The sequence below is a fragment of the Clostridium sp. genome, from assembly GCF_036569345.1.
Lineage (GTDB): Bacteria > Bacillota > Clostridia > Clostridiales > Clostridiaceae > Clostridium_AD.
In genome coordinates, this window is sequence record NZ_DATCQT010000178.1 from 1 (window position 1) to 24771 (window position 24771).

Sequence of the window (24771 nt, forward strand, 5' to 3'; positions counted from 1 at the left end):
ATTATAAATAATCTCGTTATTTTTATTATTATTGAAACTATAGCATAAAAAGTATTCACTGTAAAACAGAGCTAACCTTATATGGTAATTCATTATTGCATTCTAAATATTGTTATACTATAATATTGTTATACTGTAAAATAAACAATAACTATTATATAAAAATAATTGTTAAAGGAGAGATATAAATGAAAGCATTAGAAGTAACTAAAGATATATACTGGGTAGGTGCACTCGATCCCAATCTTAGGATTTTTGATATAACCATGTATACCCCTTTTGGCACTACATATAACTCTTATATAGTAAAAGGCAGTGAAAAAACCGCAGTATTCGAGACAGTAAAAGAAAAATTTTTTGATGAATATCTAGAACGATTAAAGTCTTTACATATTAAAGTAGAGGACATTGATTATATAGTAGTAGATCATACTGAGCCAGACCATTCAGGTTCTGTAGGAAAGCTTTTAGAAATTGCTAAAAACGCTAAGGTAGTAGGTTCACGTGCTGCCATTAAATTTCTTAAACAAATTATAAACAGAGATTTTGAATATATAACTGTAGGTGATGGGGATAGTATAAGTCTTGGAAATAAAACCTTATCTTTTATTTCAGCACCTTTCCTTCACTGGCCAGACTCAATTTTTACATACGTTGCGGAAGACAAGCTACTTATAACTTGTGATGCCTTTGGGAGTCACTACTCAAGTGCAGCTGTATTTAATGATTTAAACGAAAGCGAAGAAAATTATAGAGAAGCCTTAAAATATTATTTTGATGGTATTATGGCACCCTTTAAACCTTATATATTAAAAGCAATAGACAAAATTAAGGACCTACCTATTGACATAATATGTCCAGGTCATGGACCTGTTTTAAGAGATGATCCTTTAAGCATTGTAAATCAATACAAGCAGTGGAGCCTTCCAGAAGAAAAGACCTCTACTAATGAAGTTACTATATGTTTCGTCTCAGCTTATGGATATACGGAGACTATAGCTAAAAAAATAGAAGAGGGTATAAACTCAATTTCTAATTTTAAAGTTAATATATATGATGTTATTCATCATGATATAAATGATATTTTATCTAGTATAGATAAATCTAAGGGAATAATTTTTGGTACTCCTACTATAAATGGAGATGCTCTAAAACCAATATGGGATATATTAATAAACTTAAACCCTATAGTTCATGGTGGAAAAGTAGCTTCTGCATTTGGTTCTTATGGTTGGAGTGGAGAAGGTGTCCCAAATGTAATGGAAAGGTTAAAACAAATTAAACTTGATTTATACCCTTCAATGAAAATCAATTTTAAGCCAGATGAAAAAGATTTAAACTTTGCCTACAAATTTGGGGAAAGTTTTGCGCTTAAGATAGCTGAGAAGATTAAACCAAAAAAAACTCCTACTAAACCAACTACACAAAAAAGATGGAAATGCATCGTTTGTGGAGAAGAATTTGACGGAGCAAAACCACCTGAAATATGCCCTGCTTGTGGTGCAAGTGCCGATCAGTTTATTGAAGTAACAAAAGAGGTAATAACCTTTAGTTCTGTCAAAAAAGAGAAATTTATAATCATTGGTAACGGCGCTGCTGGATATTATGCTGCCGATGCCATAAGAAAAAGAAATAAAGAATGTGAGATAGAAATAGTATCTAATGAAGCACAATTAACCTATTACAGGCCTTCCATATCTGATGGCATAAGTGAAGACCTTAAAGACGATACTTTCTACCTATCTCCAAAAGAATGGTATGTGAAAAATAATATAACCCTTAACTTAGGAGTACAAGTTAAAGCCATTAAAACTGAGGAAAAACAAATACTAATTGAGGGTGGCATCGCTATAAGTTACGATAAATTAATTATAGCGAACGGAAGTCAAAACCGTATGATTCCAACTGATGGGATAGATAAACAAGGAGTATTCACTTTAAGAAATTTAAATGATTTAGAAGATATTAAGAATATGATGAAGACCGCTAAAAGCGTAGTAATTGTAGGTGGTGGACTTCTAGGGCTTGAAGCCGCATATGAAATAAAAAAGGCTGGTCTTAAAGTTTCAGTAGTGGAATTTGCCGATTCCCTTCTTAGTAAGCAATTAGATAACGAAGGTAGTCTTATACTTAAAACTGCAGTTGAAAACCAAGATATTGAAGTTATACTAGGTGATAGCGTAACCGTCATAAATGGTAAAAAATCTGTTACATCAGTAACTCTCAAAAGTGGAAAAACTTTTGATGCGCAGTTAGTCCTATTTTCAACAGGCATAGCACCAAATAAAAATATAGCCGATAACACTACTATAATCACTAACAAAGGTATATTAGTCAATGATTATATGGAAACCAATGTAAAAGATATATATGCATGCGGCGACATTTCAGAATACGCAGGCACAGTATATGGCAACTGGCCTGCCGCTGTAGACATGGGCAAAATTGCAGGTATAAATGCAGTAGGAGATAAGAAAGCCTACGTACACGCAACAGGAGTCATATCCTTTAACGCTATGGGCATTGAACTATTATCTGTAGGACAAATATCAAAAGATAAATTTAAAGCTCTCAGCACACAAGACGTTGAAAACAAAGTATACAAAAAATTATTCTTCAATAAAAATATTTTAACAGGTGGCATCATAATCGGAGACAACAAATCAACTGCAAACCTAATAAGTGATATTGAAGAATCAAAGACTCTTGAAGAAGTATTAAAAAGCAATTTAATTTAAAACAAATAAAGCACATAAGACTTAATGGCCTTATGTGCTTTATTTGTTTTGTTTTAATAACTGCTTATTTGATATTTTTATTTCATTTAGAAATTTCTTCCGACTATAAAAAGTAATTCTTCAATAATTTCTTTATTTCATCCCCATTTGCAAATAACAGTATTAATTTTCTCCAGAGTGACTTGCAACAAGAAATGAAAAAACAATTGAAATTCCTTTTAGAAATTCTTCTTTTGCGACTATAAAATTCCCGTAAGACTGCCAGGACGGCAGTCTAGCGAACTTGAGGCAGGACGCCGAATGTGAGCGTTAGGGCATTTTATATGCGCAAAAGCTTAGAATTTCTTAATGGATTTTCCTGTTTTGAGTTCGGTTGCAAGGCACGCCGGAGAATTTGATACCATTAACTCTATTTTTCATATAATTCTATAGGCAAATCATCTGGATCACTAAAAAAAGTAAATTTTTTCCCAGTAATCTCATCAATTCTAATTTGTTCAGTAATTACATTCTTATTCGACAGTTCTTTTATTACCTCATCAATATTATCAACCTCAAAAGCAAGATGCCTCAACCCACATGCCTCAGGATAACTCAACCTTTTAGCTGCCTTTGGAAAAGAAAATAATTCTATTTGATAATTCTCCCCAACCCCTAAGTCTAACTTATATGATTCTCTATCTTTTCTGTATATTTCTTTAATGATCTTCAAACCTAAAATATTAACATAAAATTCTTTAGATATCTCATAGTTTGAACAAATAATAGCTATATGATGAATCTTATTTAACTTCATTATATTCCCTCCTTTTTAATGGCAGTTCACGTTTCGAGCTCGTATTGCAAGGCATACAGGAGAACTTGATACCTTCACCTTAGCGCTAGATCAATGCCCTCTGCCAATGACTTCGCTATCTTATCTTGGTAAGAATCAGTTATTAATAACTTGTCCTCAGTAGCATTAGATTGAAATCCCATTTCTACTAAAATAACAGGAACCTTAGACCAATTAAAACCCGTCATATCACTTCTTTCCACAACACCTCGATTATTCATGCCAACATTCTTAATCAAACTATTAAATATTATTTGTCCATACTTTTTACTTGGTTTATATATGATATTCGTATTTTTAGTATTTGCAGGTACAAGCATTGATGCTCCTTTAACAGATGAATTTTCATTTCCATCCGCATGGATTCTTATAACTAAATCAGCATTAATTTTATTTCCAACTTCAGCCCTTGCAATATTCCCCAAACTTTGATTATTCTTTGTTTTAGTCATTATTACAGTATATCCTTTTTTTGCAAGTAAACTTTTTAGTTTAACTGCTACTTCCATATTAACAACGTATTCAGGAGTTTTTGTGTTAATGCCCTGAGTACCACCTGACTCTTTTATTTTCATTATGTTTGACCCTGGCGCTTGTTGCTCTTTCCTAAGATTCGTAACATTAGAATGTCCAGGATCTATAACAACAACCATTGGGAAATTTTTTTTATGGGATTCTACCAAATATTTTTCTTTTTTAATCTTATTTTCTTTATTTATTTTTATTGTTTGTATATATTTTTTTTGTTTTTCTCTCTCATAAGTTGTCCTATAAAAAACTCCGCCTATAATAATTAAACACATGAAAATTATTATAAGTTTTTTGATTTTTAACATTTTAATCCTCCTAAACTTTCTTTGCTTACATTAACAATATCAATGATTGTTTTCTTATCAATATATATAATTATATCAGATTATTTACCAAAACAAAAAATCATATTTTTCCTATAAAAATCCACTAAATACATAATATCGTCTTAATTATGTTTTATATATTAAATTCCAAGCATCTCATAGTATTGCAATAAGGTAAAAAACCTAAAATAATAATATTGAAATTTTAAAAAAGAGGAGGACTTTTAATGACATACAATAACAATATATATAATAATGAAGACCGTTATAAAATTGAAAAAGCTAACAGACTAGAAGCTCTTGAAAATATTGTAGAAAATCATACAAGAACAGAAAGGCATCTTGAAAAATATTCTGACATATCGTCATTAGAAAAGTTCAGCGATTCAATAGTAAAACAAGCTGATAGAGAAGCTGATATTGAAATATTAGAATGTAAGATTTTGGATGGAAATCAATCACATTCAAACGATTTAAAATATCTTGAAAGAAATTATGATTTTGCTAAAGGATATATTGAACATAACCAAGAGCATATGAATGTATCCGACTTAGAAAACATGAAAGAAAAACAACAAAACAGAAGAGACGAATTAACTGGATTACGTTAAAATTAAAAAGTTAAAAGGATATAAATTACATGATAAAAAACTAGTAATTTTAACTATTACTAGCTTTTTATTTAATGACCCTTATACCGCAAATTCTTCTTGAGGTTGTAAAATAAACTTATTAATAATGTATGCTACCCCATCTTGCTCATTAGTTTTAGTTATAAAATTTGCAATTTTTTTAACCTCTGGAAACGCATTTCCCATTGCAACTCCTAGTCCAGCATACTTAATCATATGAATATCATTCCCTGCATCTCCAATGCATATAACTTCTTCTTGTTTAATATTTAACTTTTCTGCAAGTGCCGCTATTCCTACACCTTTATTCACTGATTTATCAAGAAACTCTAAATAAAAAGGTGCACTTCTAACTATTGAATATTTACTACTTACCTCATCAGGCATGTTTTTAATTATCTCAGCTATAAGCTCTGGTTCACCTATAAACATAACCTTAACTATAGTAGTACTTGTATCTACATCTTCCACAGGAATTATCTCAATTGGAATATGATTTAGCTTAGATTCTCTCCTCGTATATTCATTATCTTTTGGAGAAATTACCTTACTCTCTGTTATTGCATCTATATCAACTTCTAACTCTTTGCTTAGCTTGTACAAATATTTATAATCCTCAATAGTTAATGTAGTTTTCGATATTATTTCCGTGCCTTCTGAGCTTTGAACAAGTGCTCCGTTAAAGGCTACTGCATATTCATTCTCTGAGATTAAATTAAGTTCTTCTAAATATCTCTTAAATCCAAGTAAAGGTCTTCCTGATGCTAATACAACTTTTACTCCATTTTCTCTCGCTTTCTGTATTGCATTGAAATTTGCTGATGAGATTTTGTTTTCACCATTAAGTAATGTTCCATCCATATCTAATGCTATTAATTTATACATAATTACCTCCATGCGACCACATTTCTTATAAACAAACTTAGTATATCATAGAATTTTATAAGTAATGGATTTCAGTCTTTATAAAATTTAAGTTAATTTTTATATTAATATTTTTGGTTTAATTTTAACCAAAATTGTATTATAATTACTTGACTAATATTATCTTTTAATATCAATCAAATCTTTTGGAGGAAAACATATGTTATTTAACTTAAATGAATTTTTAATATCAATATCCTTTGCTTTGGATTTTGTGGAACTTGACCTAACTGGCGCCACTACTAATCACAGCAAAAGAGTATCATACATTTGCTATAAAATAGGTGAAAACTTAGGATTTAATAAGAAAGAGTTATACGATTTAACAGCTTTGGCAATTCTACACGATAATGGTGTAAGTGAAAAAAGCTTACATGATACATTGCTGGGAGCGAATTTGAAAAACTTTAGCCTAATAGAACGTAAAAAAGAACATTGCAGCGTCGGAGAAAATAACATTAGTAATTTCCCGTTCTATTCTAGTGTTAAAGATGTGCTACTTTATCATCATGAAAACTATGATGGCACAGGTTTTTTCAATTTAGTAGGAAATGATATTCCTTTAATGTCTCAAGTTATTCATCTTTCAGATATTCTTGATAATAATTTCAATTTTGAAAGTTTTAAAAAATCCGAACATGGTAAACTTTTAGCCTTTATTAATGATAGTAGAAATGTTTTATTCCCAAATGAAATAATTGACGCATTTATAAATGTATCTACACATAAAAGCTTTTTTTTAGATTTGAAAAACATGTTCATCACAAATGCTTTAAAAAATTTAATTCCAAAATTCTCAATAGAGTGCTCTTTTAAAGAAATACGAAATATTACGAAGATCTTATCAAAAATAATAGACTCTAAATCCCCCTATACGCAACTCCATTCTAGTGGACTTGCAATTAAATTAGAAAAAATAGCAGTGTATTATGGATATAACGAAGAAGATACCTATAAATTGCTTATAGCTGCAGATTTACACGATATAGGAAAATTAGCCGTGCCTAACTCTATATTAGAATCTCCAAAAAAACTTACCACGGACGAATATGAACTGATAAAAGAACATCCCTATTATACTAGAATTGCACTACAAGAAATAAAGGGGTTTGAAGATATAGTCGAATGGGCTTCAAACCATCATGAAAAGCTAAATGGTCAAGGTTACCCCTTTGGGAAAAATTACACTAAACTAGACTTTAATTCTAGACTTATGGGATGCCTTGATATATACCAGGCTTTAACTGAAGTTCGTCCTTATAGATCTTCCTTAACCCATAAAGTTGCTATGCGAATACTAAATGATATGAAAAATGATACCTTTATTGATAGTGAAATTATTGAAGATATCGATTATATTTTTAAATCAAATTAATGTTTCAATATAAACTCAATTTCCTTTATTTTAAAGTAGATATTAAATTTCTAATATATGATATACTAAAAATACATTTAGCAAAAGAGGAGTTGAAATTGGTTCTGAGTAGCCTAATTAGTTACGGTGATTATGAGCCTCATAATAATGAAATTAATAAAAATTTTACTTTTAATTATTGTTTTTATTTTAATATTATCTGGAGGATTGTACATAGGCAATAAGTTATATAATAAATATAATACAATAAATAACACAATAACTATTACAATACCTGAGGGATATACATATGAAAAAATTGGTCAGACTTTGGAAAAATCAGGATTAGTTTCTCAAAAAGATTTTATAGATGGAGTTGAAAACTGGACAGATAATAATTACTGGTTTTTAAAAGGATTGCCAAATGATAAACATAAATTAGATGGTTTTTTATATCCTGCTACATATTCTTTTTTAAAGGGTACCCCAAGTAAAACAATTATAACTAAAATGTTAAAAACTTTTGAAATAAATATGGAAACTAATAAAAGCTATATCTCCAAAATGAACCTAAATATACGAAATATTATGATAACAGCATCTCTAATAGAAAGAGAAGCAGGAAAAGATGTAGACAGGCCAAAAATTGCAAGTGTTATTAACAATAGATTACATATAAATATGCCCTTGCAAATAGATGCAACAATTATATATATAGTTGGAAATAAAGAAAAGCTATACAATAAAGACCTAGCAGTAAAATCGCCCTACAACACCTACTTAAATAAAGGATTGCCACCATCACCAATATGCAATCCCGGCACTAAGTCAATAAATGCTGCTATCCACCCTGCGAAAACTGATTATCTTTATTATGTATTAAATAGTGCAACTAATGAACATGTATTTTCTAAAACATATGTTGAACACACTAAAAATGTATTGAAATATATTAAATAAAAGTCAATTCATTTCAGCACTTTTTCTCTTAAACGACATCCCTAACCTTGTTTAGAATTTTTTCTATTACCTCTTTCATAGTAATGTGAGAGGTATCAATAATTAAATCAAAGTTACTATCTCTATCTATATCTATATTATAAATATCCTTAAACCTTGTAACCTCTAATCTTCTTCTTTCTAATATATTCTCCTTAGCCTCTTGTTTTGAAGTATACCTCTCTGAATTACCTCTCTCATTTTTCATTGCCCTTTCTACTGCAACATCAATATCTATTTTTAAATAAATTTTGAACGAATCCGGTATGAAATACCATGCAAGTCTAGCATCAAAAACAAAATTCTCATATTCTCTCCCAATTTTTATAGTTTTATTATCAACACCATTATCTAAATTATTGTCTTGCATATACTTATTGTATTCTGTTATAGACATGCCTTTTTCTACTGCTAGCTTCCTCTGTAATTCACCAACACTAAAATAAGTATATTCTAAAGCCTCACATATAGCTTTGCCAACACAGCTCTTTCCCGAATATAAACTACCTGTTATAGTTATTTTCAATTTTACATCATCTCCTATACTAAAATTTAATAGGATAAATACTCCATTAAGTTATACTACCAATTATACTTTAAAATTACAATCGGTAACATTTAACCTAGTCACAACTAGCATATATTCCTCATATTATATATAATAATGATTTTACAATTATAGAAATACAAAAATAATTGTTATTGTCTGCTTAAATCACTACAAGGAGGTTAACCATGTACAAAAATTCAAATCTTATGTATGATCCGAATTTATTAAAAAAATCCTTAGAAGGAATTAAAAAAGCTGTTCAAGGTGAAAAAGAAGATGAATTATTTTATGATTACTTAATAAGTGTAGCCCCCACAGACGATGAAAAGAAAATTATTGCATCTATAAGGGATGATGAACGCGGACATAATAAAATGTTTAGACAAATATATAATAACATCACTGGAATAGACATACTACTTGATGAAGAGGAAGAATTTATTAAACCAGCTTCCTACCTAGAAGGTATTAAAAAAGCATTGTTTGGAGAACTTAGTGCCGTGGAAAGATACAGAGAAATTAGAAGAGGCCTCCCATCTATAATATATAGAGACATACTATTCAATATTATAACTGACGAAATAAAGCATAGTGCAAAGTACAATTACTTATATACATTAAACAGCCGCAAAATGAACTAACTAAAACATTCTACATTTGAAGTTGCAAATTCAAGGCAGATGTGCCTTAACAATTCTAAGAAACACTATCAACATACTAAAATGTACTTTGATAGTGTTTTCTTTGTATGTTTATATATAATACCACATTTACAATAATTTTCAAATTTAAACATGGTTGTTTATTAATAATTTAGTGGTTATCTAAAATATATTTGTTTATATTATCCTAATATAGTAAATTGCGGACCAAGCCTTTAATATGATATTATATATCTTATAAAGAAAACATCTAGGAGGCATTTATGGAAACTCAAGAAACACTTTATGTTAATAGAAAAAAACATTATGATAATTTACTTAAAAAACAAAATGAAGCCATAGGTTTCATAAGCTTATTAAGGTTAATAGTCTTTGTGAGTGGATTAGGTTTTACGATTTTTTTCTTTTTAAAGACTACTTATTATTTAAGCATTATTTTATTAATTACTACAACTATCACATTTATAACTTTGGCTATCAAACATAACAAAATAAAACACAACAAAATTAGATGTGTTACTTTATCTAAAATCAATGAAAATTGTCTAAACCGTGTAAATAACAATTGGAAGGATTTTTCTGATAGTGGTGAGGAATTCAGTGATGAAAACCATAATTACTCAAAAGACCTAGATATATTTGGTGACAGCTCCCTTTTTCAATGGATAAATACCTGCATAACTTATCTTGGAAGACAAAAATTAAAGGATGCTCTCTCTAGACCTATTTATGGCATTGAGGAAATACATAAAAGGCAACAAGCAATAAAAGAGCTTGCAGGAAGTATTGGATGGACTCAAAGATTCGCAGCAGAAGCAATTCTTAGTGAAAATAAAAATCATAACCCTGAATCATTATTGCGATGGGTAAAAGATAAAAATGAGTTTTTCTTAAAACCCTTAGTAAAGACTGTTATAAGAATACTACCAATAATAACTGTATCTCTTCTTGTGTCATCCTTCGCTTTTTCTAAGGTTTACTATAAAATATTTCTTTTGGCCATTGTACTCCATATAATACTGATTATTATTGGATATAAAGAAGTAAGTAAAAACTTGGACACAGTATTTGAATATAAAGATTCAATTCTTATATATAATAAACTCCTTAAACATATAGAAAAAAAGAATTTTACCTCTGAGTATTTAATTCAATTAAAAGAAAGGCTTGTAAATAAAGAGGGTGTTAAGGCTTCTTTTCAAATTAAAAAATTAGTAAATCTAGTTACACTAATATCAGATAGAAAAAATATTTACTATTTGCCTATAAATATTCTTTTCCTGTGGGATTTTCAATGTTTAATTAATTTGCAACGCTTTAAGAAAGATAGTGGTTCTTCTTTAGAAACTTGGCTAGAGGTTATAGGTGAAATGGAAGCTTTAAATAGTTTATCGACTATAGCCTATGAACACAATGACTGGGTTATGCCAAACTTTCAGGGTGGCTCCCCTATCTTCAATGCTAAGAACCTTGGCCATCCACTGCTTGGAAGTAACAGGGTATATAATGATATTCTCATAGAAAAGTCACAAAATGTTCTTTTAATAACAGGGTCTAATATGTCTGGCAAAAGCACATTGCTTCGTACTACTGGCATTAACTTAGTTTTAGCCTATGCTGGCGCTCCTGTATGCTCTGAAGAATTCAACTGCTCTATAATGGATATATACACCTGCATGAGAACAAGTGATAATTTAGAAAAAAACATTTCTTCCTTCTATGCAGAACTTTTAAGAATAAAAAAGCTAGTTACTGCTACTGAAAACGAAGCTCCAATTTTTTTCTTATTAGATGAAATCTTTAAAGGAACAAACTCAATAGATAGACATACTGGTGCTAAAGTACTTGTGGCAAAACTGAGCAATGAAAATGCACTAGGATTTGTATCCACCCACGACTTAGAGTTAGGTGACATAGAGAAAACCAATAAAAAAGTTAAAAATTTCCATCTTAAGGAATACTATAAAGATGATAAATTATATTTTGACTATAAATTACGTCCTGGAGTATCTACCACTAGAAATGCATTATACTTAATGAAAATGGCAGGTCTTGAAATTCCCAGTGATATAGAAATTCCTAAATAAAGCTAACAATTTTGGTTCCAATTTAATCTTAAATTATATATTTTTTTCTGTTAAATTTGAATTTTTATGTAATTACATTTGCTCAACCCTTTTTATTATCAATTTAACCATGTATATATTTTAGCAATTTCCCTATGTTTCAATAGGTTTTTAATCATATTTTAGAGCAAAATAAGATCATAGTAATATCGTGAAAGGAGAAATCTTATGAAAATTAATTCAATAATTAAAAATTTTATTATACTAATTTCCATAATTGCTTTTTTAAAAGGTTCCTTCTTAGTCGATTATGCTAGTAAAAACAAAGACTATAAAGATAAATATGGTGTTTATCTAGTCTTTGCAGATTAATCTTAAAAAATACAAAAAAATTAAAAAAAGTTGTATAAGTGTCCAAGTGGATGAAAATATCCAAAGGAAAGCTTGTACAACTTTTTTTAATTTCTATTCAAAAATTATTTAGAATTTCTTAATGGAATTTCATGTTTCAAGCTCTTATTGTAGTCACGCAGGGGAAACTTCATACAGGGCGCACTTCTCTTATTTGCTATATCCCTCTGGATGACTTTCATGCCACTTCCACGCAGTTTCTATAATAGTTTCAAGAGATGCATATTTAGGTTCCCATCCTAGAATTTTTCGAGCTTTGTCACTAGAAGCTATAAGTACTGCAGGATCTCCCGCACGTCTAGGGGCCATTTCAGCTTTTATTTCTCTACCAGTAATTTTTCTTGTTGCGTCGATTACTTGTTTAACAGAAAAACCTTGTCCATTTCCAAGATTACAAGTCGTACTATCCTCACCTCGTCTAAGCCTCTTCACTGCAAGTAAATGAGCACTAGCAAGATCAGTTACATGGACATAATCTCTAACACAAGTACCATCCTCAGTACTATAATCATCTCCAAATATCATAATCTTTTCTCTTTGCCCAAGTGCTACCTGAAGTATAATAGGTATCAAATGAGATTCTGGCCTATGGTCTTCTCCTATATTTGAGCTTATATGTGCACCTGCCGCATTAAAATATCTTAACGCAGTATATTTTATACCATAAGCATTATCACACCATTTCAAGATTTTCTCTACACAAAGCTTGGACTCACCATAGGGATTAGTGGGAAAAGTCTTATCATCTTCGAGTATAGGAATATTATCCGGCTCACCATATGTTGCTGCTGTAGATGAGAACACTATATATTTAACCTTATGATCTCTCATAGCCTTTAATAAATTTACTGTAGAACCAATATTATTTTCAAAATATTTTAAAGGTTCTGTAACACTTTCCCCAACAAGAGAATCTGCTGCAAAATCTATAACTGCATCTATTGTATTCTCTGTAAAAATCTTATGTAGTATATCATCGTCTCTTAAATCTCCAGAGTAAAGTTTTCCACCCAATAATGAATCATGATGCCCCTTTTGGAAATTGTCTAGGATAACTACATCTTCCCCTTTTTCTAAAAGCTCAGCTACCATATGACTTCCAATATAACCTGCTCCACCACATACTAATATTGCCATAAACTAAATTCTCCTCTCATAAAAGCTCTTATTTATACATTTTTATTTTAGCATATCTTTATGTATTCTTTATGAATAACTTTTTAAATAAAAATTACCAAAATACATGATATGCATTTTGGTAATTCAACTATATTTCTATTTATTACTATGCCCACCGTGAAAATGATGCGGCAATACCTTTATTATTTCAATTTCTTGTTCTTTTGTAATAGTACCATTGTCAATAAGCACCTTCATTGGGCTAACCCTAGTTAACTTCATTTTTTCCATATAGATTTTTCTTTCTTTTTCGCTCATATTCTTAGCTTTAATATATGTTTCTTTTCTCTCTTTTTGCCTATTTATTATAACTACATAAACTTTTTTGCTTTGTTCACTTGTTAATATTTTATTAACTACAAGAATATTTAATCCGTTTTTTAGTTCTGTATTTCTAATTTCTGTTTTTTTACTATACATTTTTTTTCTAAGGGCATCAGATTTTTCCTGAGTCAGAATACCATCGGTTACTAAATCATTAAATAATCCACCTTTGACACAATCACATTTTCCATTTTTGTCCTTTTTATCTTTCTTGATATTGAGATTTTTTTCAGATTTTACGGTTACATATTTTAGTACCTTGTCACCTTCTGTTTTCGTAATAATACTAGATGTTATACTTTCCTTAATTACAATATCCAATGTAGCTTTCATCTCTACTTGTCTTGCCTTAGCAGCTTTTTTATCATAGGAATGAATTTTTACATCCATACTGGTAACCGCAGTTGTGATTTCATTATTTGTAACAGATGCAAAACTAACACCTGTTGAGGAAAATGCTAAGCCAACACATAACATCCCACTGAATATTTTTATTTTTAAACACGTTTTCTTCATTTTCAGACCTCCATAAAGCAATTTTTTATACACACCTATTATTACTGTATTGAGGTTATTATATACATTGTAAAAACTAAACTGAATCCCTTAAAATTGAATCGTAGCTTTCTTTTTATGCACTTTATATCTAATATTGAAAATTAACATTCCTATAATTCCACCACTAAAATCAATTACTACATCAAAAATATTTGACGTTCGACCTGGTATAAATTTTTGAATAAACTCATCTGCTACTGGAAAAAGTAAAAGCAGAAATAATAATAAATATATTTCGCTCCACTTATATAATTTAAGCTGCTTTACTGCAGAACACATAAGAACACTGAGAATTAAATACTGAAAAAAATGTGCATTTTTCCTTACATAAAAATTCACATCATTAAATTTAATATTGGCTTTATCAAAAGTGGAAAGAGGTATATTCATAAATTTGCTTACTACCTTTATAAACTCATTGCTACTCCTTTGTGATATTTCTCCTCGCCTTGTGCCATTATAAAAAATTACACCTAAGCAAATAATACATAGTAAAACTTTCAATATCGTTTTTCTATTCCATAAATTTCTCATAACTTCTCCTATACGTTACCAATTTTTTTGTATTAAATTTTTCTTGCTAAATCTGGTGTTTCAGTAATTAATAGATTATAATATATTTTGCTATATTGTAATTTAAAAATTATTTTTTTCTATATTCTCTTTAAATATTAAGTGTATTGTGGGTGATAAAAATGATAAACAAAGTTTCTCTTAAGAATAACATAAATAAAATAGTAAATATATTTAAGAATCAATTAATCTTCACTGTAGCAGTTATTCTTGCTATTATCACTTCATTCTTTTCCTTACCAAAGGTTGAGTACATTGATTTTAAAGTCCTATTTACATTATTTAATCTTATGATAACTGTAAGTGCCTTTAAACATTTGAAAATATTGGACAAAATGGCTGTAGGTTTACTTACTAAATTCGATAATTCTAAAAAAATTTCATTTATTTTAATATACTTAACTTTTTTTAGTTCAATGCTTATAACTAATGATGTAGCTCTAATAACCTTTGTACCATTAGCCCTTATAATAAGTAAAAGAGCTAAGATAAATCCGATAAAACTTGTTATATTTCAAACACTAGCCGCTAATATTGGAAGTAGCCTTACACCCATGGGAAATCCACAAAACCTATTTATTTTTTCTTATTATAATTTAACAGCTTTTGAATTTTTCGAAATAATGCTTCCCTTTACATTACTAGGTTTTGTTTGCCTTTTCATTTTAAATTGTTTTGAAAAAAATAAAAAACTTAAATTTGATTTAGAAAATATAATTATTGAAAATAACCTTCATGTTGTATTTTTTTGCATTTTATTTATATTAATAATATTATCTGTGTTTAATATTATTAATTACAAATTGGCCTTTATAATTACAATTGCATCAGTTCTAATATTAAATAAAAAATTATTCCTAAACGTAGATTATATTTTACTACTTACTTTTGTATGTTTTTTTATATTTATTGGCAATTTATCAAAATTACCTTTTATAGAGTTGCTTGCGAAAGATTTTTTGAAAGATAAACCCACAACTTATTTTGCTTCAATTGCATTTAGTCAAATCATTAGTAATGTACCCTGTTCAATACTTTTTGCAAACTTCACTTCAAATTGGAGGGAGCTTTTGCTAGGAGTTAATATAGGTGGGCTTGGAACTCTAATTGCATCCTTAGCAAGTCTTATCTCATATAAACTGTACATAAATGACCGATCCTCTAATGTGCAAAATAGATATCTTAGCTTATATGCATTTTATAACATAATTAGTTTATTAGTATTCACTGTGGTAAATTACTTTATTTTTATATTCTAACTGCTTTTGTGAATTATCATGTAAATATTTACACTATATTTAGTATTTATATCCCATAAAATTCAATATAAAACAAATCTGCTATATACAATAGGCTTTTAATAATTTATAATAAATTAGAAAAAACATTACTAAATACATAATTTGTTTGTTTAAAATTATTATACAAAAGAAGGGGGGAATTATCAAAAGTATAAATGTTCTTTTGATAAAACCAAAAATGCCAAATGAATCTATTTTAAAACCTATTTATAAAAAAATAGCAATTGATATTACTAATAGAATACTATCTGGAGATTTTGCTATTGGCGATAAACTATACGGTCGTTCTTCTCTCGCAAGTGAATACAATGTATCACCAGAAACTATAAGAAGATCTATAACTCTTCTAAGTGACATGGATATAGTTAAAGTAACAAAGGGCAGCGGGATAGTCATTAGTTCCATAGATAATTGTTTAAACTTTATCGATAAATTTAAAGATATAGATACTATTAGTTCTCTCAAAAAAAATATTCTACTTTTACTGGAGAAGAAAAAAGAATTAGATACAAATATAGATAATTCTATTGATGAACTAATAGATTATTCTAGTAGATTTAAAAATAGTAATCCATTTATTCCTTATGAATTTGAAATAACTCCTGAAATGAGTGTCCTAAATAAAACAATATCTGATATTAAATTTTGGCAAAATACTGGTGCAACTATAATTGGTATAAGGCGAAATAACAAATTAATACTTTCACCAGGTCCACAAACTACTTTTGAAGACAAGGATATTTTCGTTGTAATTTGTGAAGAAAGTAGCTATTTGAAAATTAAAAACCTTCTTTATTCAAACTAAGAATTCAAGATTACCCTTTATATCATATAACAGAATAATGTGATATAAGGGTTTTTTTTATTTAAATATCCATATAATTCGACAAATTCAACATAAAAGGTCTATTATTTACAGGATTCTTTACAAAATGACTATTTAGTGATAAAATTAATTCATTATTTGTAATAAATTGGGAGGCTATATTTTGATTGAGTTTAGACATGTAAACAAAAGTTTTAGTGGTAGACAAATTCTAAAAGATATAAATATTACCATAGGGGACGAAGAATTAGTGGTTTTTATCGGACCTAGTGGTTGTGGAAAAACTACAACACTTAAAATGATTAATAAATTATTAACCCCAACTTCTGGTGAAATATTAATTAATGGTGATAAAATTGAAGATAAAAACACTATAAAACTAAGGCGTAACATGGGTTATGTTATACAACAGGCGGGACTTCTTCCTCATTTGACTATAGCAGACAATATTGGTTTAATAGCATCAATTGAAAAAATGCCAAAAGAAAAAATAGATGCAAAAGTAATTGAATTATTGAATTTAGTAGGACTTGATCCTGATGAATTCAAGAATAAATATCCTAATCAATTAAGTGGAGGCGAGCAACAAAGAGTAGGTGTAGCAAGAGCTCTTATAATGGATCCTGATGTAATCCTCATGGATGAACCTTTTAGTGCTTTAGATCCTATTACAAAAGCTCAACTCCAAGATGAGATATTTAACATACAACAAAATGTACGCAAAACCATAATATTTGTAACTCATGATATGGATGAGGCTTTAAAGCTCGGAGATAAAATTTGTATTCTAGAAGATGGGCATGTTGTTCAGTTTGATACTCCAGAAGAACTATTAAAAAATCCTGTTAATGATTTCGTACGAGATTTTGTAGGTAAAAACAGAATATGGACTCAACCTGAATTAATTAAAGCAAAAGATATTATGATAGCAAAGCCTATAAAATCAGTAGCTGAGCGAACAATACTTCAAGCAATAGAAATAATGAAATCTAGCAATGTAGATAGTTTACTTATTGTAGATAAATTAGGCATTTTATCTGGAATTGTCACTTTAAAACAAATTAGAACAACCCTAAGGGCAAATCCAGATAAAACAGTAAAACTTAAAGATATAATGAAAACTGAACTTATAACAGTAAATCAAGAAGATTCTATAATAGATATATTAGAACTTATAAAGAAAGAAGATATAAACTTTGTTCCTGTAGTGGATGATAACTTTAAACTGTCAGGCCTTCTTACAAAGAGTAGCCTTTTGTCTATATTAAGTAATCAGTTTATAGATATGGAGGTAGATGTTAATGAATAGTTTTATAAAATTTGTAATAGATAGAAAATCTGAAATAATAGATTTATTTATTCAGCACATACAACTAACTATATTTTCAATTTTAATTGCCATTGCTATTGCAATTCCTCTTGGAATACTTATAGTTAGGTATAGAAAACTTTCCGTTCCTGTCATAGGTTTTACAAATATAGTTCAATCGGTACCCAGCCTTGCATTGCTTGGTTTTTTAATTCCTCTACTTGGTATCGGCAGCAAACCAGCAATTATTATGGTAGTTATGTATTCTCTTCTACCAATAGTCAAAAATACATTTACAGGACTAACTAACATAAGTCCCTCACTTATTGAAGCTGCTGATGGTATGGGTCTTACTCAAACACAAATTCTATTAAAAGTTCGTTTCCCATTAGCTATGCCCATTATAATGTCAGGTATTAGAATATCCTCAGTTACGGCAGTAGGCCTTATGACAATAGCTGCATTTATCGGAGCCGGTGGTTTAGGATATTTAGTGTTTTCAGGTGTTTCAACTGTTAACAATAATATGATTTTAGCCGGAGCTATTCCTGCTTGTTTTCTTGCTATTTTTCTAGATTTTATTATAGGTAAGGTGGAAAACATAGTCGTTCCTGAAGGAATAAAGATTACTCATAACGGTAAAGTTAGAAAAAGCAATTCAATTTTAAATAATAAAAAATTCAAAATAGTAGTTTCTGCATTCGTGGCTGTAATTATTTTATTCTCAGTAATTACAAGCTTTGTTTCAAGTAAAAATACAATAGTTGTAGGTTCTAAAAACTTTAATGAGCAATTAATACTTGGAGATATGGTGGCTTCTTTAATAGAGGCTAAGACTAAAATTAAAGTTGTAAGAAAGTTGAATTTAGGAGGAACAAATGTAGTATTTGAAGCTATGAAAACAAAAGATGTAGATTTATATGTAGAATACACTGGAACAGGTCTAGTAAATATACTAAAAAAGCCTACTATGACTGATCCAGCTAAAGTTTACGATACAGTGAAAAAAGATTTCGCTACAACTTATGGTATTGATGTACTAGAACCCTTAGGATTTAATAACACTTACGTAGTAGCTGTAAAAAAGGATCTAGCTAAAAAAAATAATTTGAATACACTATCTGATTTAGCAAAAATAAGTCCTACTTTAAATGGTGGATTTACTATGGAATTTGCAAACAGAGCAGATGGATATCTTGGCCTTCAAAAAAAATATAACCTAAACTTTAAAACTGTAAAAGGTATAGATGGAGGACTAAGATATACTGCGCTTCAAAAAAATGAAACACAAGCTATAGATGCATTTTCTACAGATGGGTTGCTTAAAAAATTTGATCTTAAGCTTTTAAAAGATGATAAGAACTTTTTCCCACCTTATTATGCAGTTCCTATAGTTAATGAATCAACATTGAAGAAATATCCTGAGTTAAAAGGTGTATTGAACCTCTTAGCTGGAAAAATTACAGAAGAAGATATGCGTAATCTAAACTATAGAGTAGATAACGGAGAACAATCTAGAACAGTTGCAGAAGACTTTCTAAGATCAAAACACTTAATGAATTAACTTAAAAAAGAGCTTGATATATTTTTTATAATATATCAAGCTCTTTTTATCTATTTTTTGTAATAGAACTGTTTTTTATACTAGTACCGTTTCTTTAAAATCCTACCTTTTCTTTATTTTAATCTTACCTTAAGGCCTGATAGCTTTGGCTTTTCCTATTGTACCATTCAGTCCATTCCATAAATAATTATGTTCATCAACTCCACTAGCAAAATTTTTATTTTTCCAGCGGTTTAGAAATTCTAGCAAAGTGGTTTTATCATAATATCCGCTTTGCGTAACCTCTTTAATTAGTTGATTGCACCCCTCTGGAGTTATTTCCACCTCACCCCATATCTTTCCATCCTCTGCTACAATTTTTGTATTTATCATTTTATGCATCCTATTATAAACTGATATTTCCATATTACTTAGTACTTGGCTTTTATCATTTTGTTTTATTTCAACTGGTTTATTTGTCAATCCACTTTTTATTTCAACTGCTTGTACTACTTTTGGGCTTTTCGGCTCAATAAACTTATGCTTCGAAATATAGTAGCTGCCAGCACCCATAACTATAAGCACTAATGTTATGCTACATGCTACAAACCATCCTCCTCGTATGGGAAAGGATTTGCTAATTAAAGCGATAATTTTTCCGATTTTAGAAAAGGATTTTCCAATTACGGTAGATATTTTACCAATTATTTTATACTGTTTCATAGTATTTCCCCCTTTGCATATGCGCTATCTATCATGTAAAATATTTATAATTATAACACTTATGTAATAATATTCCAATATTTATTTAAAAACCATGATATAAAATTAAATTAACCCATTAGTTTGTAAGTTAATCTTATTTTCTCAAATGAATAAAACTGTAATATATAACATGAAATGTATATATATAACGCATTAAATATGTTATTGTAATATGAGATATATTACAATAATCATATTATTCATTTTTTTAATTTTATTTTTTATAAAGGCAAACTCTATACATATATGTACTAAAAACCGGAGGTAACATAATGAAAAATACTTTTAATAATAAAATAATAAAACCATGTTTTTATTCAAGTGCTAATATTATAACCAATATTAGTAATGATTTTCTTAACCTTACAGAATATGCATTTGATGAATTATTAGGTAAATCACTTATAGAAATAGGGGAATTACTAAAAATAAATTCACAAATGTTTCTCCATAATATAATCAGTGAGTATATAGGATATATATTCACAAAATCCCTCTCTGCAAGAGAAGTTATTATATCGCTTTTACATGATGATGTAATAAATCAAGATATTTATACTTTTATTGAAATACCAAATTCCAGACTTGATGACAAGCTTTCTTTTGTAAAACACACATTTATTGATAATATATTAGGTGCAGCTGTTTATAGTGTTCCCGATTTAATATTGCTTAAATCAAATCAAAAGTATCTTGATTTTATGGATTCTCCTTTTAATAAAGAGGAGAATAGTATAGGTAGCCCTATTAGTGAAATTATAACTGGATTTGTAAAAAGCCAATCTGAAGATATTTGGGATACTATTATTGCTACTCAAAAACCCAGCTATGTAAAAGAATTCGAATTTGATAAATTCGAAAGAGGTATAACTTATTGGGATGCCACTAGAGAGCCCATATTTGGAAAGGTCAATATGAAATACATATTTGAGACCGTTACAGATGTTACAAAGAGGGTTTTTAAAAATCGAAATATAGTAAGGCAACACAATATAATTATGCAGCAAAATAAATCAGATAAAGAATTTTCAGAACTAATTGGTGTCATTGAAAATTTATCTGAAGGCATATTGCTTATGAACAATAAAGGTAGATTTTTAATGATAAATTCAGAAGCAAAGAGATTAGTTTATAAATATGACGTAGAAACTTATATATTCGAAGCTCTTAAAAAGATTAAAATGTTTGATATGAAGGGCAATGAGATACCATTAAATGATTTCCCCTCAGTTAGAGCATTAAGAGGTGAAAAAATAAAAAATGCTAAGGTATTTATGAGTCATCCGAATAATGAGTATTTTATAGAAATTAGTTCCACACCAATTTATAATACTAATGGGATTCTACATATGGTAGTAACCTGTTTTCACGATATTACTGAAACAATAAATCAATCCAGAAAAATTGAAGATCACAAAAATGAATTGGAAGGTATCATAGAAAATTTAGCTGAAAGTATTTCTATTTTTGACAATAAAGGAAAGTTTATATTATTCAATAAAGCAGCAAGACAAAGATATTCTCCCTCTTACAAAAATCCAGATGGTATAGATGACATTTATAACAAATATGGGTTTTATGATGTTTTAGGGAATAAAATTGACCCAGAAAACATTCCTGCTCGTAGGGTTATGAGAGGTGAATTATTGAAGAATATGAGAATTTCAGTAAAGTTTCCTCATGAAACATTACAAAAAGATGTTAGTGGAACACCTATTTATGACAGTTAAGGAAAATTTTCTTTAGGGGTGCTTTGCAGTAGGGATATGACAGACTATAATAATCGTGAGAAAGCTATAAGGAGTCGTTTTGAAATCTTGAACAGAATTATAGATACTTTTGATTTACCAGTTGTAAGATTATCTTGTCCAGATTTTAAAATTGTTGATATTAATAAAAAGGCATTTGGTATCCTTAAATCTCTCCGCCCATATATTAGATCTATCACTCAAATAAAAAACACTAAAATTGAATACATATTTAATAAAAGAGAATCAAGAGAATATTATAAGTGTATTAAAGAAGTGTTAAAAGAAGTGTTAAAAGAAAAGAAAACTAAATATTTGAACAAAAAGCATTATTTCATAGATAATAAAGATATATATTGGAACTTTATCTTTGAACCTGTGTCCTACTTAAATGGAGAAATTGAAGAAATTATAATTTTAATAATAGATGTTACTCCTGAAATTGAATCTAATATTGTAATGGAAAAGGCATTGAAACTACAAGGAGAATTTCTTGTTAACATATCTCATGAACTAAAAACACCACTGAATGTTATATTTACAACAGCTCAGTTATTTGATATGTATTGCAGTAAAGGATCACTAGATGAGAATAAAGACTCTATTATTAAATATATAGACTCAATTAAACAAAATTCCTATAGATTATCTAAAATGATTAATAACATAGTTGATTTATCAAAAATAGAAGCAGGTTTTTTTAAACTAAATTTATCAAACACCAATATAGTTGAATTTGTAGAAGCAATAGTTATTTCTGTGTCTCATTTTACTGATAGTAAAGGCTTAAATATTGTTTTTGATACGGATACCGAAGAAAAAATTATGGCTTGCGACACTGAAAAAATAGAGCGCGTAGTTTTAAATCTTATATCAAATGCAATAAAATTTACAGATAAAGGTGGAGAGTTAATTGTTGATGTAAAGGACAAAATAGAATTTGTTGAGATATCAGTTAAAGATAATGGTATAGGAATTGAGGACAAGTACTTGGATATGATATTTGATAGATTTAAACAGGTAGACAAATCACTATCAAGAAATGCAGAAGGTACAGGTATTGGTTTAAGTTTAGTTAAATCTATCTCGGAATTACACGGAGGCACAGTTTCTGTTGAAAGTGAATTTGGGAAGGGAAGTAAGTTTACAGTCACTTTGCCCTCTATTAAAATACTACAAGAAAATACGATATATAATAACGAGGTGAGAAGTGAAGACCAAATTATACTAGTTGAACTTTCAGATGTTTATTCTTAATATACAAAGTATATAAAAATAGAGTCAATACCTATAAAGTATTGACTCCACTTAATTTTAAAATTACCCTTGTCTATATTATTAATTAAATCCTGTAAGTGCTTTACTAATCTTTTATAAAAACATCTTTGGAAGTTGGGTTATAAGAGTATGAACTCCAAGGTACGCCATTATTACAACAACTATGAAACCAAAAACAGTCATCCATACAGGATGTTTATAATCTCCAACGATTTTCTTCTTAAATACTGCAACAAGCATTGTTCCAAGAGTTATAGGAAGAATTAGTCCATTTAATCCACCTACTAATATTAATACCTTAACTGGTTGTCCAATGATAGAAAATATACTTGTAGATAAAACTATAAAAGCAATGATTATAGCTTTTTCATGTTTGGCAATTTTTACGCTGAATGTCTTTATAAATGATACAGAAGTGTATGCAGCTCCAATAATTGAAGTTATTGCCGCTGCCCACATAACAACACCAAATATTTTGTATCCTACATTTCCTGCAGCTAATTTAAATACTGAAGCTGGAGGATTTAGTGGATCAAGTGTTAATCCATGTGATACTACCCCAAGTGCCGCTAGAAATAATAAAATCCTCATAAGTGACGCAACACCTACACCTGTAAAACAACCTTTATTAACCTGTGGCAAGGATTCTTCACCCACTATACCTGCATCTAATAGTCTATGTCCACCTGCGAAAGTTATATACCCACCAACAGTACCCCCAACTATAGTTACAATTGACATTACATCAATATTATCTGGCATAAAAGTTTTAGATACTGCAAGGCCTACTGGAGGATTTGCTGTGAAAACTATATAAATAGTAACGAATATCATAATTATTCCCATAACTTGTGCAAAACGATCCATTGCTTTTCCAGCATCTTTTATAAGAAAGATACAAACAGCAATTATAGCACTGGCTGCCGCGCCGACTTTAGGATCGATACTGAATAAAACATTTAACCCAAGGCCTGCACCGGCTACATTTCCAATATTAAATGCAAGCCCACCCATAACCACTAGAAATGAAACAAAGTATCCAAGGCCCGGCAGCACCATGTTAGCAATATCTTGCCCTCTCTTCTTTGCAACAACGATTATTCTCCAAATATTAAGCTGAGCACCTATATCTAATATTATGGATGCTAATATTACAAATCCAAAACTAGCTCCAAGCTTTTGAGTGAATACCGTACTTTGTGTTAGGAACCCTGGTCCAATTGCAGAAGTTGCCATTAAAAATGCTGCTCCTATAACCGCGCTCCAGTTTTTTTTGCTAGATGAATTGCCCTTAATATCAATACCTGTTTCTGCTTTTTTCATAAACAAATCCTCCATT

The 24771-nt window shown here is 29.3% G+C and carries 22 protein-coding genes; 13 read left to right on the forward strand and 9 right to left on the reverse strand.

Annotation, left to right across the window (positions count from 1 at the left end; genetic code table 11):
* The first annotated feature begins 188 nt into the window (after positions 1-188).
* Positions 189-2738, forward strand: a complete 2550-nt coding sequence (locus VIM70_RS18365; protein WP_331947235.1) for an FAD-dependent oxidoreductase — start codon at positions 189-191, stop codon at positions 2736-2738.
* Positions 2739-3147: 409 nt separating this feature from the next.
* On the opposite strand, the gene VIM70_RS18370 is transcribed toward VIM70_RS18365, so the two are convergent.
* Positions 3148-3534, reverse strand: a complete 387-nt coding sequence (locus VIM70_RS18370; protein ID WP_331947236.1) for a VOC family protein — start codon at positions 3532-3534, stop codon at positions 3148-3150.
* Between the two features lie 74 nt (positions 3535-3608).
* Positions 3609-4409 (reverse strand): N-acetylmuramoyl-L-alanine amidase, encoded by an 801-nt coding sequence (locus VIM70_RS18375; RefSeq protein ID WP_331947237.1) that lies wholly within the window; start codon positions 4407-4409, stop codon positions 3609-3611.
* A gap of 248 nt (positions 4410-4657) precedes the next feature.
* Between VIM70_RS18375 and VIM70_RS18380 the strand changes: the two genes are divergently transcribed.
* Entirely contained in the window at positions 4658-5041 is a 384-nt protein-coding gene (locus VIM70_RS18380) for a hypothetical protein (RefSeq protein WP_331947238.1), read from the forward strand.
* Positions 5042-5122: 81 nt separating this feature from the next.
* On the opposite strand, the gene yidA is transcribed toward VIM70_RS18380, so the two are convergent.
* Positions 5123-5947, reverse strand: coding sequence for a sugar-phosphatase (gene yidA, locus VIM70_RS18385; RefSeq protein WP_331947239.1), 825 nt, complete (start codon positions 5945-5947; stop codon positions 5123-5125).
* 199 nt (positions 5948-6146) lie between these two features.
* Here yidA and VIM70_RS18390 point away from each other — a divergent pair, with 199 nt between their 5' ends.
* Together VIM70_RS18390 and mltG are read left to right on the forward strand one after the other, a co-directional pair.
* Positions 6147-7361 carry an HD-GYP domain-containing protein gene (locus VIM70_RS18390; protein WP_331947240.1) on the forward strand — a complete coding sequence of 405 codons (1215 nt, stop codon included), beginning with the start codon at positions 6147-6149 and terminating at the stop codon, positions 7359-7361.
* A gap of 207 nt (positions 7362-7568) precedes the next feature.
* Positions 7569-8300 (forward strand): endolytic transglycosylase MltG, encoded by a 732-nt coding sequence (gene mltG, locus VIM70_RS18395; protein ID WP_331947241.1) that lies wholly within the window; start codon positions 7569-7571, stop codon positions 8298-8300.
* A gap of 28 nt (positions 8301-8328) precedes the next feature.
* Here mltG and cmk read toward each other — a convergent pair whose 3' ends face one another.
* Complete coding sequence (cmk, locus tag VIM70_RS18400; RefSeq protein ID WP_331947242.1) at positions 8329-8865, reverse strand: (d)CMP kinase; 537 nt, start codon at positions 8863-8865, stop codon at positions 8329-8331.
* Positions 8866-9074: 209 nt separating this feature from the next.
* On the opposite strand from cmk, the gene VIM70_RS18405 reads away from it, so the two are divergent.
* From VIM70_RS18405 to VIM70_RS18415, 3 genes are all read left to right on the forward strand, one after another.
* Positions 9075-9530 (forward strand): ferritin-like domain-containing protein, encoded by a 456-nt coding sequence (locus tag VIM70_RS18405; RefSeq protein ID WP_331947243.1) that lies wholly within the window; start codon positions 9075-9077, stop codon positions 9528-9530.
* A gap of 284 nt (positions 9531-9814) precedes the next feature.
* Positions 9815-11638, forward strand: coding sequence for a MutS-related protein (locus VIM70_RS18410; RefSeq protein WP_331947244.1), 1824 nt, complete (start codon positions 9815-9817; stop codon positions 11636-11638).
* Positions 11639-11845: 207 nt separating this feature from the next.
* Positions 11846-11989 (forward strand): hypothetical protein, encoded by a 144-nt coding sequence (locus tag VIM70_RS18415; protein ID WP_331947245.1) that lies wholly within the window; start codon positions 11846-11848, stop codon positions 11987-11989.
* A gap of 189 nt (positions 11990-12178) precedes the next feature.
* Here VIM70_RS18415 and galE read toward each other — a convergent pair whose 3' ends face one another.
* From galE to VIM70_RS18430, 3 genes are all read right to left on the reverse strand, one after another.
* Positions 12179-13165: a UDP-glucose 4-epimerase GalE gene (gene galE, locus VIM70_RS18420; protein ID WP_331947246.1), complete on the reverse strand. Its 987-nt coding sequence runs from the start codon at positions 13163-13165 to the stop codon at positions 12179-12181.
* Between the two features lie 138 nt (positions 13166-13303).
* Positions 13304-14047 carry a hypothetical protein gene (locus tag VIM70_RS18425; RefSeq protein ID WP_331947247.1) on the reverse strand — a complete coding sequence of 248 codons (744 nt, stop codon included), beginning with the start codon at positions 14045-14047 and terminating at the stop codon, positions 13304-13306.
* Positions 14048-14137: 90 nt separating this feature from the next.
* A complete protein-coding gene (locus VIM70_RS18430; RefSeq protein ID WP_331947248.1) occupies positions 14138-14623 on the reverse strand; it encodes a VanZ family protein in 486 nt (161 codons plus the stop codon).
* A 161-nt stretch (positions 14624-14784) separates the two neighbouring features.
* Between VIM70_RS18430 and VIM70_RS18435 the strand changes: the two genes are divergently transcribed.
* From VIM70_RS18435 to VIM70_RS18450, 4 genes are all read left to right on the forward strand, one after another.
* On the forward strand, positions 14785-15921 hold the full coding sequence (locus tag VIM70_RS18435) for an SLC13 family permease (RefSeq protein WP_331947249.1): 1137 nt from the start codon (positions 14785-14787) through the stop codon (positions 15919-15921).
* 220 nt (positions 15922-16141) lie between these two features.
* Complete coding sequence (locus VIM70_RS18440) at positions 16142-16768, forward strand: TrkA C-terminal domain-containing protein (protein ID WP_331947250.1); 627 nt, start codon at positions 16142-16144, stop codon at positions 16766-16768.
* 184 nt (positions 16769-16952) lie between these two features.
* Positions 16953-18098 (forward strand): ABC transporter ATP-binding protein, encoded by a 1146-nt coding sequence (locus tag VIM70_RS18445; protein ID WP_331947251.1) that lies wholly within the window; start codon positions 16953-16955, stop codon positions 18096-18098.
* Positions 18091-19662, forward strand: coding sequence for a glycine betaine ABC transporter substrate-binding protein (locus VIM70_RS18450; protein WP_331947252.1), 1572 nt, complete (start codon positions 18091-18093; stop codon positions 19660-19662). The genes VIM70_RS18445 and VIM70_RS18450 overlap by 8 nt, the downstream gene beginning before the upstream one ends.
* A 129-nt stretch (positions 19663-19791) precedes the next feature.
* On the opposite strand, the gene VIM70_RS18455 is transcribed toward VIM70_RS18450, so the two are convergent.
* A complete protein-coding gene (locus VIM70_RS18455; protein ID WP_331947253.1) occupies positions 19792-20364 on the reverse strand; it encodes a DUF6241 domain-containing protein in 573 nt (190 codons plus the stop codon).
* 314 nt (positions 20365-20678) lie between these two features.
* Here VIM70_RS18455 and VIM70_RS18460 point away from each other — a divergent pair, with 314 nt between their 5' ends.
* Positions 20679-22136 (forward strand): PAS domain-containing protein, encoded by a 1458-nt coding sequence (locus tag VIM70_RS18460; protein WP_331947254.1) that lies wholly within the window; start codon positions 20679-20681, stop codon positions 22134-22136.
* Positions 22137-22172: 36 nt separating this feature from the next.
* Complete coding sequence (locus tag VIM70_RS18465) at positions 22173-23411, forward strand: HAMP domain-containing sensor histidine kinase (protein WP_331947255.1); 1239 nt, start codon at positions 22173-22175, stop codon at positions 23409-23411.
* A 114-nt stretch (positions 23412-23525) separates the two neighbouring features.
* On the opposite strand, the gene VIM70_RS18470 is transcribed toward VIM70_RS18465, so the two are convergent.
* On the reverse strand, positions 23526-24755 hold the full coding sequence (locus tag VIM70_RS18470) for an NRAMP family divalent metal transporter (RefSeq protein ID WP_331947256.1): 1230 nt from the start codon (positions 24753-24755) through the stop codon (positions 23526-23528).
* Positions 24756-24771: the final 16 nt, after the last annotated feature.

Coding starts and splice junctions, on each gene's coding strand:
- yidA (WP_331947239.1), bottom strand. CDS start 5,947: ATGTATAAATTAATAGCATTAGATATGGATGGAACATTACTTAATGGT.
- VIM70_RS18435 (WP_331947249.1), top strand. CDS start 14,785: ATGATAAACAAAGTTTCTCTTAAGAATAACATAAATAAAATAGTAAAT.
- VIM70_RS18375 (WP_331947237.1), bottom strand. CDS start 4,409: ATGTTAAAAATCAAAAAACTTATAATAATTTTCATGTGTTTAATTATT.
- VIM70_RS18410 (WP_331947244.1), top strand. CDS start 9,815: ATGGAAACTCAAGAAACACTTTATGTTAATAGAAAAAAACATTATGAT.
- VIM70_RS18425 (WP_331947247.1), bottom strand. CDS start 14,047: ATGAAGAAAACGTGTTTAAAAATAAAAATATTCAGTGGGATGTTATGT.
- VIM70_RS18405 (WP_331947243.1), top strand. CDS start 9,075: ATGTACAAAAATTCAAATCTTATGTATGATCCGAATTTATTAAAAAAA.
- VIM70_RS18455 (WP_331947253.1), bottom strand. CDS start 20,364: ATGAAACAGTATAAAATAATTGGTAAAATATCTACCGTAATTGGAAAA.
- VIM70_RS18430 (WP_331947248.1), bottom strand. CDS start 14,623: ATGAGAAATTTATGGAATAGAAAAACGATATTGAAAGTTTTACTATGT.
- VIM70_RS18370 (WP_331947236.1), bottom strand. CDS start 3,534: ATGAAGTTAAATAAGATTCATCATATAGCTATTATTTGTTCAAACTAT.
- VIM70_RS18440 (WP_331947250.1), top strand. CDS start 16,142: ATGCCAAATGAATCTATTTTAAAACCTATTTATAAAAAAATAGCAATT.
- VIM70_RS18380 (WP_331947238.1), top strand. CDS start 4,658: ATGACATACAATAACAATATATATAATAATGAAGACCGTTATAAAATT.
- VIM70_RS18450 (WP_331947252.1), top strand. CDS start 18,091: ATGAATAGTTTTATAAAATTTGTAATAGATAGAAAATCTGAAATAATA.
- galE (WP_331947246.1), bottom strand. CDS start 13,165: ATGGCAATATTAGTATGTGGTGGAGCAGGTTATATTGGAAGTCATATG.
- VIM70_RS18365 (WP_331947235.1), top strand. CDS start 189: ATGAAAGCATTAGAAGTAACTAAAGATATATACTGGGTAGGTGCACTC.
- VIM70_RS18415 (WP_331947245.1), top strand. CDS start 11,846: ATGAAAATTAATTCAATAATTAAAAATTTTATTATACTAATTTCCATA.
- VIM70_RS18460 (WP_331947254.1), top strand. CDS start 20,679: ATGAAAAATACTTTTAATAATAAAATAATAAAACCATGTTTTTATTCA.
- VIM70_RS18465 (WP_331947255.1), top strand. CDS start 22,173: ATGACAGACTATAATAATCGTGAGAAAGCTATAAGGAGTCGTTTTGAA.
- VIM70_RS18470 (WP_331947256.1), bottom strand. CDS start 24,755: ATGAAAAAAGCAGAAACAGGTATTGATATTAAGGGCAATTCATCTAGC.
- VIM70_RS18390 (WP_331947240.1), top strand. CDS start 6,147: ATGTTATTTAACTTAAATGAATTTTTAATATCAATATCCTTTGCTTTG.